The organism is Caballeronia sp. LZ029 (assembly GCF_031451275.1).
Taxonomy (GTDB): Bacteria; Pseudomonadota; Gammaproteobacteria; order Burkholderiales; family Burkholderiaceae; genus Caballeronia; species Caballeronia jiangsuensis.
This window is the reverse complement of the sequence record NZ_JARUXO010000002.1, coordinates 545,094-558,500: the sequence shown is the minus strand read 5'-3', so window position 1 is coordinate 558,500 and position 13,407 is coordinate 545,094. Positions and strand designations below refer to the sequence as shown.

The following is a 13,407-nucleotide window of genomic DNA, read 5'->3' as shown; positions in this document are numbered from 1 at the left end:
GCCCTGACGTGCCACTGTTGACTTTCGAAACCCGCATCACGCGGGTTTTTTATTCTGCTCGACCCGACGGGAAAATCGATGAATCCCTTCCATCCGCTTGCGTGGGCGCACGACTCGTTCTGGTCGATGTTTCCTCGCGAAATCGTCGGTCTCACGGCGCAATTCTTCGACAACACTGAGACAGCGGTCGCAAGCCCTGCGACTCCGCTGCCATCGGCAAGCGAAACGAAAAAGACATACTCCGAAGATGAACCGCCGCACAGCGACAGCACGATCGCGCAAGCGGGCGCTCATCGCTGGTCGAGCAAGAGCTTCGAGCATGGCAACGAGCGCTATCGATTCAAGGTCTATGTTCCGACCACATACGAAGGCCAGCCGCTGCCGATGATCGTCATGCTCCACGGCGCGCAACAGGACCCGGACGACTTCGCATCGGGGACCGGGATGAATATCGTCGCCGAAGAGAAGGGCTTTATCGTCGTCTATCCGGAGCAGCCGGAAAGTTCGAATCCACTGAGGTGCTGGAACTGGTTCATGGCGGCGAATCAGACGCGCGAATCAGGCGAAGCGGCGGCCATCGCGGCCCTCACGCGCGAGGTCGCGGCCACTTATAACGTGGATCGTGCTCGCGTCTATATCGCGGGTATGTCGGCGGGTGGTGCTTTGGCCGTCAATCTCGCTGTGACGCATCCGGAGCTTTACGCGGCCGCGGCGATTCATTCGGGCCTGGCGTTCGGCGTCGCCGACGAGCAGATGACGGCGCTCTGCGCGATGAATGACGGCAAGGGCAAAGTGCGCTTGCCCGACACCCTGTCGGACGGCCCCAAACCGCGCGCGGTGCCTCTGATCGTTTTTCACGGCGATGCCGATGACACCGTGCATCCGCGCAACAGCGAACAGATCGTGTCGATGAGCCAGTTGCTGCATGGCATGTCCGACGACACGGTGACGTCATCCTCGATCTACGTCGCCGACGAAGCGGGCGGCCACGCCTATACCCGTCAAGTGTTTCATGACCGTGACGGTGAACCGATCGGCGAGCAGTGGGTCGTGCACGGACTGGGTCATGCGTGGTCCGGAGGCCATCCCGACGGCACCCATACGGACACGCGCGGACCGGCAGCGAGCCGCGAGATTGCGCGATTCTTCGGTCAATTCACGAGAGACGGCAGCCGGCAATACTGAAGGTTCATCGAAGAAGTCCGCTTTGAATTCTCCCCCCTCGCCGCCTAGACTTTGATTCGACATTCCGGGTAGTCGATCAAAACGCGAATTCGTTCGCGCATCGTCGGAACGTGGCGTGACACGAGGAGGGACGATGGAATGCATCGAGATATACAGCGGCCTCGACGGACATTCGGCGTTCAGAACCATTCACGCGTTCGAAGCGAGTCCGGTGATATTCAAGGGCGTCGCCGTTTCCTTATCGTCGCCGCAGCCGTGTGAAAGCGTGCTCGTGCACGAGTTCGACGCAGACTATGTGCTCGGCTGGCATAACCCGCCAGCTAGACAATATGTCATCGTGCTCGATGGCGAACTCGAAATCACCGTGCAAGGCAGCGACGCTTCGCAACGGTTTGCAGCAGGCGCGATGTTCATTGCCGGCGACATGGACGGCACAGGCCATACGACACGCGCGATCCGTTCAGGCCGCGCATTGGTCGTCAACTTGCGGGTATGACGCGATGTTACTCAAGCATGCACTCGCAGTGGTGACAGGCGGCGGCAGTGGCATAGGCTTCGCCGCCGCCGAACGATTCGTGGCCGAAGGCGCGCGCGTGGTCATCAGCGGGCGTAACGCGGAGAAACTGCAACGCGCCGCGGAGAAACTTGGCGAGAAAGTATTGCCTGTCGTTGCCGACGCCGCGATCCCCGACGACATGCGTAAGCTATACGAGAAGGCAGTCGGCCACTTCAAATGCAAGGTGGATGTCGTCGTTGCCAACGCGGGTGTTTCCCGTCAAACGCCGGTGCGCGACACGTCGCTGGCGCAATTCTCCGATGTACTCAACACCAATGTCGGCGGGGTCTACGCGACTGTGCGCGAGGCGCTGCCGTTCCTTGCACGGCCTGCGTCGATCATCCTCGTGGCGTCGCTCGCGGCCAATCAGGGCACCAAAAATTTTTCCGCTTACTGCGCGTCGAAGGCGGCGGTCGTTTCGCTCGCAAAGAGCTTCGCGGCGGAATTCGTCGAGTCCGACATACGCGTCAACAGCATTTCTCCGGGCGTGGCCAATACGCCGATCTTCGATAGCCTCGGAATGTCGGAAGCGCAACTGCTGGAATGGTCGCGCGTGATTCCGATGAAGCGCCCGGCCGACCCGGCGGAAATCGCCGCCGCGATTCTTTTTCTCGCATCCGATGCGTCGCGCTACATGACAGGCGCCGACCTCGCAGTCGACGGCGGCATGTCAGGCATCAGTCCATTTTGATTCGCCGCTGCGATCGCATCGAAGAACGCGGGATCGAGCGCGTGCCCCATGCGCGGGCGGAAAGATCGGATCGTCGCTTCCCTGAATGATCAGCACGGGCAAATCGAGAGACGCCAGCTCTTCGCTCTCTCCGAACTCCTCGTAGAAGAGACCGATCCGACTGCCGCGAAACGTGCCTGCCTTGACCACGAAAATCTCCTTTCATCACGATGCCTCGACGTTCCGCGCGAGTGGCAGAGGCCGGGGTTCGCGGTGCTCGTCGAGATGTTTGCAGACGACATCCGCGACGAGTTCCGGCCGGGTGCCCACGAAGTAATGCTGTCCCTCGGGCAACACGGCCAAAGCCGTCCGATCCGACAGCGCCGACCACGCGCGAAACCGGCGCGCATATCCGCGCGTCAGCGGATCGTCGGCGCTGACGATGCTGAGTATCGGCGCGGCGATCTTGTCGTCGGCGCGATGTTTCTCGTAGTCGAAAGTCAACTGTGCATTCCTGCGGAAATTGCCCATCATGAAGGCAAGCACATCGGGTTCCATCGCGTCGGTCGGACCGCCCCAGCGTCGAATCAACGTTTGAAGCTTGCTGTCGCTGGTGAGGCTCCACGGCGAGGGCATCGGCAGCCAGCGTAAAAGCCTCGGAAGCGGAAACGCCGCCGCAACGGTGAGGAGCGCGACCTTGCGCCCCCGGCGCTCGATCTGGCGCACCAGTTCGAACGCCAGGAAGCTCCCCACGCAATGACCGTACACGGCAATATCGCCGGTGTCCGCCGCGACGAGCTCGTCGGCGCAGGCCTGCGCCATCTGAACCACCGACACGTAATCGCGCGGATCGCTGCCTAGCTCGTTACCGGGCAGCGCGATTGCGCGCACCGCGAGCGTCGGATCGCGTGAGCACAGGGCATCGGCCAGAGGCCGGAACACGGTCGCGGACGCCCCGGCATACGGCGCGCATACGACGGTCATACGCGTCGTGGCGGAACCGCGCGCGATGACCGGCACGAGTGTGCTCGCCGTGGGGGCATCGCGAGCGAGCAGCGCAGCCACGCCCGCGACGGTCGGCTGCCGATAGAAATCGAGCTGTGCGATCTTTTTATCGAACGCACTCGCAAGCCGCGACAACGACGTGATGACTTTCAGCGAGTGGCCGCCGAGCGCGAAGAAATCGTCGTGACGCCCGATACGCTCCACGCCCAGAAGCTCCCGCCAGATTGCGGCGATCGCGATTTCCGCCTCGCCTTGCGGCGCCTCGTAGTCCTTCGTCACCACCGAAGACTGGTCCGGCGCCGGCAGCGCGCGCCGGTCGAGCTTGCCGTTCTGCGTCAGCGGCAACGCCTCCAGATTCACGAAGGCGCTCGGCACCATGTAATCGGCCAGCACCATCGAGAGCTGTTCTCGCAAATCCGCCGCCGATGGCCCAGTCCCGTCGCGGCCGACCACATATCCGACCAGCCGTTTGTCGCCGGAACTGTCCTGCCGAACGATCACCACGGCCTCGCGCACGCCTTTGCATGCCAGCAGCTTCGCTTCGATCTCGCCCAACTCGATGCGAAAGCCGCGAATCTTCACCTGATCGTCGTTGCGGCCGAGGTATTCGAGCGTGCCGTCGGCGAGCCATCGGCCCAGATCGCCCGACTTGTACATCCGCGCTTGCGCATCGCTCGTGAACGGATCGCTCACGAAGCGCTGCGCGGTGAGTTCCGGACGGTTCAGATAGCCGCGCGCCACGCCCGCGCCACCCACGTATATCTCGCCGGTCACACCCTCGGGCACCGGCTGACCTTGACCGTCCAGCACATACAGCCGCAGGTCAGGAATTCGCCCGCCGATCGGACTGCGGCCCGTGCGCTGCGCATCCTCGGGACTCAGCGCACGATAGGTCACGTGCACCGTGGTCTCCGTGATGCCGTACATGTTCACGAGTTGCGTGGCCGCATTTTGCTCACGCGCGTACCACGGCTGGAGGATCACCGGTTCGAGGGCCTCGCCGCCGAAGACGACCTGGCGCAATCGATGCGACAGATTGCTTTCTCCCTGTGCGGCGATCAGTTGCCGGAACGCGCTGGGCGTCTGGTTCAGGATCGTCACGCCTTCCTCGCAAAGCAGGCGATAGAAGTCCTGCGGCGAGCGGCTCACCTGCTTCGGCACCACGACGAGACGGCCGCCGTACAGCAGCGCACCCCAGATTTCCCACACCGAGAAGTCGAACGCGAACGAGTGAAAGAGCGTCCAGACGTCGTTCGCGCCGAACTCGAACCAATGGTCCGTGGCGCTGAACAGTCGCACCACGTTGCGATGCTCGATCATCACGCCCTTCGGTTGACCCGTCGAGCCGGAGGTGTAGATCACGTAGGCCAGATGACGCGGGTTCAGATCCGCGACCACCGGGTTGTGCGTCGGTTGCGCTTCGAAGGTCCGCGTGTCGAGTTCGATCATCGGCGCGGACAGTTCACCCAGCACCTCGCGCACGCTCGCCTGCGCGAGCACCGCCACCGGCGCGCAATCGTCGAGCATGTAGGCGAGCCGTTCGACGGGGTAAGCCGGGTCAAGCGGCACATATCCGGCGCCTGCCTTCAGAATCCCCAGCACGCCGACGATCATCTCGATGCCGCGTTCCACGCAGATCGCGACCCGGTCGTCGGGCTTGACGCCCGCATCGATCAGACGATGAGCCAGTTGATTTGCGCGGACGTTCAATTCCCCGTACGTCAGACGCGCGTCCTCATGGACCACGGCCACGGCGTCCGGCGTCTTTTCGACCTGCGCCTCGTACAGCGCGATCACCGTGGTTTCCGGCGCTTCTGCCGCGATTTCGTTGCGCTTGACGAGCAGGCGTTCGCGCTCGGCGACCGGCAACATGTCGAGCGCGCGCACGGGCAGCGACGGGCTTTGCGCCAGCGCCAGTGCGAGCGCGTCCAGCGTGCAGTCCATATAGCCCGCCACACGCGATGCATCGACGCGCGTATCGGCCTGCACGACGAGTTCGAAGTCGCCGCCGAAGTCGTTCACCGAGAGCAACAGCGGATAGTTGGTGCGCTCATCGCCGTGCAGCACCGACACGCCGCTCGCGGTGGTGCGCGCGCCGTGCGCCTTGTCGGACGCCCGGCTGTGACGGTAGTTCAGCAACGCGCTGAACAGCGGCAACGGCGCGGCGACGCCGCTACAGCGCTGCGCCAGCGCGAGCGAGGCGTGTTCATGGTGCAGCAGCGTCGACAGCGCCGCATGAGTCTGCCGCACGGCATCGCCGACGCTCACGTCATGCAGGCGGACGCGGATCGGCAGCGTATTGATGAACATGCCGAGCACGCGGTCCGCGCCCTCGCCGCCCTGCATGCGGCCGAGCAGCACCGTGCCGAACACCACGTCCTCACGGCCCGACACGCGCCCCAGCACCTGCGCCCACGCGAGGTGAAAGAGGCTCGCCACGCTGACGCCGAGCTTGCGCGCCTCTTCGCGCAACTGCTGGCTGACCCGGACCGGAAGCGTCGTCCTGAATTCGGCGATGCCGAGGCCGTTGCTCTGCACGTCGCTCAGGCCGTACGGCAGCGTGGGCTCATCGACGTCGGCAAGCGCTTCGCGGAAGTACGCCTCGTGCTCGCTCTGGCTCATGCCCAGTCGCGCCTGCGCGACGAAGTTGCGATACGGCAGCGGCGTGGGGAGAGACTGCGTCTCGTCACGCAGGATCGTTTCGATCTCCTCCAGCATCATCTCCAGCGCCGTGTAGTCCATCACCATGTGATGGCCGAGCAGTTGCAGCAGCCAGCGGCCGTTGGGCTCGTCGCGCGCCACGTAGAGGCGCATCATCGGCGCCTGCCGCACATCCAGCCGATGATGTCGCGGGTCGAAGCGCTGCGCCAGTTGCGCCTCGATTTCGCCATCCTCCCGCAAGAGCGTTACCTCCTCGACGATCAGACGCGCCTCGCGCCACACTACCTGCACCGGTTCGGGCAGACCTTCCCAGAGCACCGCCGTGCGCAGGATGTCGTGGCGCGCGATCACCGTTTGCAGCGCCTGCACGAAGCGCCCGAGCTCGACGCGTTCGGGCATGGCCATCATCATGTTCTGCAGATACGGATCGCCGTCGCCGCCCGCGATATGGTGGAACAGCATCCCCTCATGCAACGGCGCGAGCGGATAGATGTCCTGCACGTTGCGCGCACCGCCTTCGACCTGTGCGACCACGGCGTCGATCTGCTGCGTGGTCAGCGTGACGAGCGGCAGCATCTCCGGCGTGATCGCCTCGCACCCGGCGGGGATGCCGTTCGGCGGCACCGTCACCGCGTTGGGCACGCTTTGCGCCGCAGCCGCCAGCGCAGCCACGCTCGGCTGGCTGAACAACACCCGAACGTCGGCGCGTACGCCTGCCTGACGCATCCGTTCGATCAGCGTCACCGCCAGCAGCGAATGGCCGCCCAGTTCGAAGAAGTTGTCGTGCCGGCCCACGCGCTCGCGCCCCAGCACCTCCGCCCAGATCGCCGCGATCATCGATTCCGTATCGCCCGCCGGCGCTTCGTAGTCGCGACGGGTGAACGCGGCGTCGTCGGGGGCGGGCAACGCGCGCCGGTCCACTTTGCCGTTCGGCGTGAGCGGGAGTGCGTCCAGCATTACGTAGGCGGCCGGCACCATGTATTCCGGCAGCGTCTCCAGCATGTGGGCGCGCAATTGCTGGCTCCGCAACGCTTCCCGCGATGCGTCCGCCGTGTAATAAGCCACGAGCTGCTTGCCGCCGCCGCCTTCGCGCGCCACCACCACCGCCTCGCGGATGCCTTCATGTGCCGCGAGCCGCGCCTCGATCTCACCGAGCTCGATGCGATAGCCCCGGATCTTGACCTGAAGATCGTTGCGGCCGAGGAACTCGACATTGCCGTCGGGAAGCCAGCGGGCGAGGTCGCCGGTGCGATACATGCGCGCGTCCGGCGTCGCGCTGAAGGGATCGGGCAGGAAGCGTTCGGCCGTGAGTTCCGGGCGGTTCCGATAGCCGCGCGCAACGCCTGCACCGCCGATATGCAGTTCCCCGACGGCGCCCGGCGGCATCGGCTGGCCGTGCGCGTCGAGCAGATATATCCGCGTGTTGGCGAGCGGCCGGCCGATAGGCACGGTGTTGCCGTCGAACCCGTCCGGCCTGCGCCACGCCGTCGCGCAGACCGTGGTTTCGGTCGGGCCATAGGCGTTGAAGATCGTGATATCGGATTGCACCGTGCGCATCAGCGAGACACCCGGCGACTCGCCGCCCAGCACGAGAACCTGAAGCCTCGGCAGGAGCGCCAGCGAATTCTGTCCCTGCAACAGCGCCGGGGGCAACTGGGCGTGCGTGACCGCGTGCCGCCGCATATAGTCGATGAGCGATGTGGCCGCGAGGCAGTCGTCACGCACCGGAAGATAAAGCGCGGCGCCCGCGGCCAGCGTCATGAACACATCGGCGACGCTGACGTCGAAGCCCGGCGAAACGAACTGGACGACGCGGCTCTCCGGACCAACGCCATAGAGCGCGATTTGCGCGACGGCAAGATTGACGATGTTGCCATGTTCGACCATGACGCCCTTGGGCGCGCCCGTCGATCCGGACGTGTAGATCACATAGGCGAGGTCGCGGGAACCGAGCCCCGCGACTTGCGGATCGTGATCGGGCCAAGTGTCATCGAAAGCGCCGGGTTCGAGCACCGGCAGTTCCCCCGTATCGCCGAGCGCCGCGCGACCCGCCGTATCCGCGATGAGCAACACGGGAGCGGCGTCCCGGAGCATGTAGGCCAGCCGTTCGCCGGGATAGGCCGGATCGAGCGGCACATAGGCGGCGCCCGCCTTGAGAATCGCCAGGAGCGCAATCACCAGTTCCGGACGACGCTCCATGCACAGCGCCACGCGCGCTTCGCGTCCGACGCCCAGCGCAATCAACTGATGGGCGAGCCGGTTGGCCTGCTCATTGACCCGCGCATAGGTGACGGGCTGGCCTTCGAAGACGAGCGCGGTTGCATCCGGCGTGCGCGCAGCCTGCTGCTCGAACAACCGATGGATGCACTGCGCCTGCGGCAAGGGCGTGGCCGACCCGTTCCATTTTTCGAGCACGTCGCGCTCGCCGGGCAGCAGCAGGGGAAGGGTATGCAACGGGACGTCGGGTTGCGCGATCGCCTGTTCGAGAAAATGCGTGAATCGCCGCAAATGCGTTCGCACCGCGTCGGCGCTGTACATTGCCGCGCTGGCATCGAATACCAGTCTCAGGCCAACTTGCTGGCCCTCGTCGTGGACGTGCAACGTCAGGTCGTCGGGCGTGACGGAAAACGTGCGCGTCGATGCAACCTCGCAGTCCGTGAACGCGATCGCGCTATTGAAGCCGGGCATGATATTCACGATCGGGCCGAACAATCGCTGACCGATGTCGAGGCGTTCCAGATCGCGCCGGATATCCTTGATCCGATAACGCTGGTGACGCAGCACGCGAAGGCTCTGCGCGGAAACCTGCTTGACGAGCTCGATCATGCTCGCGCGCGGATCGACGGGCACTCGCAGCGGCAGCACGTTGGACATCATGGCCGGCACGTTCTTGGCCGTTCGCCCGACCCGCGCAGTGACGGGCATCCCCAGCACCACTTCATCGGCTTGACCGCTGACGCGAGCCAGATAGGCGGCCATCGCAGCCGTGATGAACTGCGACCACGAGGTGCCGTTCTGTTGAGCGGTTTGACGCAGCGATGCCACCGTTTCCGGCGGCAGGTTGATCCTTGCCTTGACCGTCGTGACTTCGGGCGATGGATTCTCCACGTCCGCCGCGATGATCGGAGGTTCCGGGCAATTGGCCAGATGCTCGCTCCAGTACTGCTGATCCTTTTGAAAAGCGCTGGATGCGCGATACGCCTCGTCGTCCGCGAGCAGATCGGCAAGCCGGCTCCATGTCGCCGGAGCGGGTTGCGATCCGCCTTTCAGAGCCGAATAAATCTCCGCGAGCCGCTCGATGAAGAGAAGAAACGAGTAGCCATCGAACACGAGATGATGAAAGCACAGAAACAGGAAAAACCGGTCCGATGCGGTCCGAAGCAATGCCACGTTGAACAACGGCCACTGATCGAGATCGAACGCGGTGGAACGTCTCGCCTGCACGTGATCTTCCACTGCCTGTAGCGGGTCCGCCTCGCCGCTGACATCGAGCACCGGGAGCCTGAAATCGACCGGCTCCAGTATCTGATGCGGCAATCCTTCCGTGCCGCGCAGACGAACCTGCACTGCGTCCGCTTCCGAGATGGTCTGCCGCAAGGCCGATTCCAGCACCTCGATATCGAGCGGCCCGGCAATCTCCGTCAGATGCGCAAGGTTGTATCGGGGATCCTGCAAATCGACTTGTTGTCGAAAGAAGATGCCGAGCTGCGCGGGCGTAAGAGGAAAGCTGAGCATGGTTTCACTCGATAAGAAGTTTTAACCGGACGGCCCCGACGCGTTCAGTCGGCCACGGGCGAGTCGTAGCGTCTTGCGTACAAGCCCGCCTTCAGCGCTTCAGCCGATACATCGACGAGACGGCCTTGCGCCACCTGCACGAGCCTGTCGGCGCATTCGAAGTAGGCGTCGTCGTGAGAGATGACGATGACCGTCTTGCCGCGGCGCTTGAGATCGGGAATGAGCTCCGTGTAGAACACGCGCCTGAACACGGGGTCCTGATCGGCGGCCCACTCGTCGAAAAGATAGATCGGGCGATCTTCGAGATAGGACGAGATCAGCGCCATCCGCTTGCGTTGCCCCGACGAAAGACTGGTGGTGCTGAACCGGTTGTCCCGGATGCTTACCTTGTGATCGAGTTCGAGCGTGCGCAGATAATGCGTCGCCTGTTTGGCGACCTGAGCCTGATCCTGGCAAAGGATTTCGTCGAACAGATGAAAGTCGGCGAACACAGCCGAGAAGCGCTGACGATACTGCACGAGGTTATGTCTGTCGACCTTGATGCCGTTCAGCTCGACATGTCCTTGCTCGGGTTCGTAGAGCCCGAGCAGCAGCATCGCGAGCGTGGTCTTGCCGCTGCCGTTTCCTCCGATCAGGTAGACGACCTCGCCTTGTCTGATCGACAGATCGATCGGCCCGAGCGTGAACGGACGATCCTCGGTCAGCCCCGGATAGCGATGCGATACGCCGGCGAATCTGAGCAACGGCGCACCTTCCTTTGTGACGGCGAACGGATCGTCCTGCGTCGCGGGCGTGTCGTCATTTGGCGCGTGCGTCAGCTCGGCATCGAGAATGCGGATGCGCCCCAATGCGATGGACGCCTGCCGCAGAATCGGCAAGCTCGTCATCACTTCGCTGACCGGCTGGATCAGAAACAGAAGCAGCAGCGTGAGCGTCACCAGCACGCCCGGCGATTGCGGAAACCAGTGCGGCACGACGAGCAGGATCAGACCGATAGCGACGTAGAACAACATGCCGCCCGCATTGGCGACGAGCGAATAGAGCAGCATCGCCCGCGTGAAGGATCGCCTGAACCGATGCGCGGTCGGATGAACCACGTGATCGGTGAAGTATCGGCCTCGCGAAGTATTGAGCTGCAATTCGCGCGTGCCTTCGAGCAGCGAGCGGAAGTGCCGGAAGATGACGTCGAGCTGATCGCGAACCGCCTGCATTTCTCGCAGCGGCCAGCGCTCCACGCTGTGATAGATGACCGCCGCGGTGATCAGAAAGACGAAGAAGCACGCGAAGGCCTGCCATGAAAGCCAGGCCATATAGGCGAGGCACACGGCAGTCAAAACCAGATGTCCGAACACGACCGGCAGCATCTGCGCGGCCTGCGCGAACGTGTTGACATCCGTTGTGAGAATGGCGAGCAGGCGCGGCTTTCCGAGCGCCTCCAGCTTTTTATACGGCGTATGCAGAATCTTCCGGCACAACTCGATGCGCAGGCTGCATATCACCTGCTGCCCGAAGTCCATGATGAGAATCTGCGATGTCGTTCTGAAGAGCAGTTGTGCCGCGCAGACGGCGAAGAAGCCGATCGCAAGTGCGCGCGTGGGTATGTGACCGCTGGCGACGGTACTGATCAGCCGTGCGATTTCGGCGCTGCAAATGGCCCCGACGAACCCGGCAATGACAGCGACGACAATGCGCGGCATCGACTCGCGTCGAATCTGCGGAGGGATCAGCGAGAACATGACGCGTCTCCGCTCGCTGCGGGTGCAAGAGACGCAAGGAACGTCTGGATCGTCCGGTTGAATTCGTCGGGATTGTCGGTCATCACGGAGTGACCTGCGCGCGGGATCGTCGCGAGTTGCCCTTTGGGCAGCGCCTGATTCGCCATGCGCCACGCGATCTGCGGCGTAAGCAATGCGGACCCGATGCCTCTCACGACGAGGCTCGGGCAGCGCACGGACCTGAGCATGGCCCAGACGTGCTCATCGCGCGCGCTTTCCTTCGGCGAGTCATCGGCGACGGCCCTGTCGAGCTTCGGCTCGAAGGCGCCCGTATTGGTGCGGCGCAGCGCGTGCGCCGCGAGATGCTGCAACGCACGCTCATTCGCAAGCGGACGGCGCTCCTGCAGCCACTGCGCATACTCGGTGATCGAGTTGAAACGCACCGGCGTTTCGCGTATTTCAGCGGACACTTTTTGCGAACCAGCGCCATCGGAATCCGGTCCAAAGTCGACCAGCACCAAACCCGCCGTGACCTGTTCGAGCATTCCCGTAAGATGCAATGCGACGCTGCCTCCGAGCGAATGACCGATCAGCACGGGCTTTCGTATGTTCATTGCGAGCAGGACTTCGAGCACGTCGCCGGCGAGCGTTCGCGCATCGTATGCGCGCTCCGGGTCCCAGCTCGAATCGCCGTGCCCGCGAAGATCGATGGACACGAAGCGGTTATCGGCGCAGGCGGATTCCGTCAGCGTGCGCCACACGCCGCTGCACTCGCCGCGGCCGTGAAGCAGCACACAGGGCGTACCGGCGCTGCCCGAATCCTCGACCGATATGTCGAAACGGCCATTACGGATTCTGACGCTGCGTCGCTGCACGAAAGAGGGTCGTTTCATGATTGTCACCTGTTAGGATCGAGCGGAGACAGCTTGACGCTCGAGAGTTAGAACCGGATTAGGTCACGAACCAGCGGGGTAAAAGTGGCCGATGCACCCGCTAACAGGTTCCTAACTTTCCGCGCCTAACTTGACTTCATTCACATGTTCTGTCGGTCCGGGCCTTCATGGAACGTAAGACTGACCGACGATCCGACAACACGATGTAACTTTCCGGTGGATGCGCACATGACAAATTCGAACCCTGCTTTCAAAGAGCCAGTCGCACAGGACGCGGTTGCGGTCACGGGCAATTCCCTCGGCTCACCCGAAGAACTCGCGTCGATGGTCGCCGAGGCGCTGGGTGCGAAACGCTGTGTCGTTTCCGTGACGGCGGACGAGCGCATCGCCGACGTATGCTCGGGGCACTATGTGTCCTTCGGCGAGGTGCATCTCGGCGCGACGGCGGCCATCGTCGAATACTCGGACGCGCGCGACAAGATGTTCTCGGTCCTCGAGTCGAATGGAAAGGCGATTGGCGTGGTGCAGGTTTCGGGGCCGCGAGACAAACAGCGGTTCGATGAACATGACCTCAAGCTGCTGCGCATTTTCGCCGCGTTCATCACGAGGGCCGTCGAAGCGGACAGACTGCAGAAGCTCGTTGCCTCGCCGTTCGCGCGCATGACGCTGAAGCGCTCGACGGATCAGACTATCGGTGACATCGTTGCTCAATCGATCCAGAATCCGAGCCAGCTCTCGAAGCTGCTCGCCCGATCCTTCTATCGCGAGATGACGCGCGCGGGCTTCGACTTCAACCAGATCATCGGCGCGGCGACCGAGATCATTTCCGAACTCGCGAGCAACGTGCGCAAGCATAGCGATCGAAATAACCGGCGCGAAAGCTAACCTTTGGCTTCGCGTGACGAGCGGCGGCGCGCCATGCGCCGCCGCTTTTTTTGTTGGTGAGATTCGCACGATCATCTGACTTCTCCTCTTCGTTGTTTGCCA

The 13,407-nt window shown here is 63.4% G+C and carries 8 protein-coding genes; 4 read left to right on the top strand and 4 right to left on the bottom strand.

Annotation, left to right across the window (positions count from 1 at the left end; all coding sequences use genetic code 11):
* The first annotated feature begins 78 nt into the window (after positions 1-78).
* The 3 genes from QCE73_RS17345 to QCE73_RS17335 all read left to right on the top strand — a co-directional run bounded on the left by QCE73_RS17345 (position 79) and on the right by QCE73_RS17335 (position 2,432).
* On the top strand, positions 79-1,185 hold the full coding sequence (locus tag QCE73_RS17345; protein WP_309882585.1) for a PHB depolymerase family esterase: 1,107 nt from the start codon (positions 79-81) through the stop codon (positions 1,183-1,185).
* Between the two features lie 133 nt (positions 1,186-1,318).
* Positions 1,319-1,681: a hypothetical protein gene (locus tag QCE73_RS17340; RefSeq protein WP_309882583.1), complete on the top strand. Its 363-nt coding sequence runs from the start codon at positions 1,319-1,321 to the stop codon at positions 1,679-1,681.
* A gap of 4 nt (positions 1,682-1,685) precedes the next feature.
* Entirely contained in the window at positions 1,686-2,432 is a 747-nt protein-coding gene (locus QCE73_RS17335; protein ID WP_309882582.1) for an SDR family oxidoreductase, read from the top strand.
* On the opposite strand, the gene QCE73_RS17330 is transcribed toward QCE73_RS17335, so the two are convergent.
* Genes QCE73_RS17330 through QCE73_RS17315 form a run of 4 tightly spaced genes read right to left on the bottom strand, consistent with a single transcriptional unit; the run spans position 2,412 to position 12,420 of the window.
* Complete coding sequence (locus QCE73_RS17330) at positions 2,412-2,621, bottom strand: alpha/beta hydrolase (protein WP_309882580.1); 210 nt, start codon at positions 2,619-2,621, stop codon at positions 2,412-2,414. The genes QCE73_RS17335 and QCE73_RS17330 overlap by 21 nt on opposite strands.
* A gap of 15 nt (positions 2,622-2,636) precedes the next feature.
* Entirely contained in the window at positions 2,637-9,812 is a 7,176-nt protein-coding gene (locus tag QCE73_RS17325; protein ID WP_309882578.1) for a non-ribosomal peptide synthetase, read from the bottom strand.
* A gap of 44 nt (positions 9,813-9,856) precedes the next feature.
* Entirely contained in the window at positions 9,857-11,548 is a 1,692-nt protein-coding gene (locus QCE73_RS17320) for a cyclic peptide export ABC transporter (RefSeq protein WP_309882576.1), read from the bottom strand.
* Positions 11,536-12,420: an alpha/beta hydrolase gene (locus tag QCE73_RS17315; protein WP_309882574.1), complete on the bottom strand. Its 885-nt coding sequence runs from the start codon at positions 12,418-12,420 to the stop codon at positions 11,536-11,538. The genes QCE73_RS17320 and QCE73_RS17315 overlap by 13 nt, the downstream gene beginning before the upstream one ends.
* 228 nt (positions 12,421-12,648) lie before the next feature.
* On the opposite strand from QCE73_RS17315, the gene QCE73_RS17310 reads away from it, so the two are divergent.
* A complete protein-coding gene (locus tag QCE73_RS17310; protein ID WP_309882573.1) occupies positions 12,649-13,305 on the top strand; it encodes a GAF domain-containing protein in 657 nt (218 codons plus the stop codon).
* Positions 13,306-13,407 lie beyond the last annotated feature (102 nt).

Bases quoted from the DNA above. Each gene is read 5' to 3' on its own strand.
- QCE73_RS17345 (WP_309882585.1), top strand. From the start codon at position 79: ATGAATCCCTTCCATCCGCTTGCGTGGGCGCACGACTCGTTCTGGTCG.
- QCE73_RS17340 (WP_309882583.1), top strand. From the start codon at position 1,319: ATGGAATGCATCGAGATATACAGCGGCCTCGACGGACATTCGGCGTTC.
- QCE73_RS17335 (WP_309882582.1), top strand. From the start codon at position 1,686: ATGTTACTCAAGCATGCACTCGCAGTGGTGACAGGCGGCGGCAGTGGC.
- QCE73_RS17325 (WP_309882578.1), bottom strand. From the start codon at position 9,812: ATGCTCAGCTTTCCTCTTACGCCCGCGCAGCTCGGCATCTTCTTTCGA.
- QCE73_RS17320 (WP_309882576.1), bottom strand. From the start codon at position 11,548: ATGTTCTCGCTGATCCCTCCGCAGATTCGACGCGAGTCGATGCCGCGC.
- QCE73_RS17315 (WP_309882574.1), bottom strand. From the start codon at position 12,420: ATGAAACGACCCTCTTTCGTGCAGCGACGCAGCGTCAGAATCCGTAAT.
- QCE73_RS17310 (WP_309882573.1), top strand. From the start codon at position 12,649: ATGACAAATTCGAACCCTGCTTTCAAAGAGCCAGTCGCACAGGACGCG.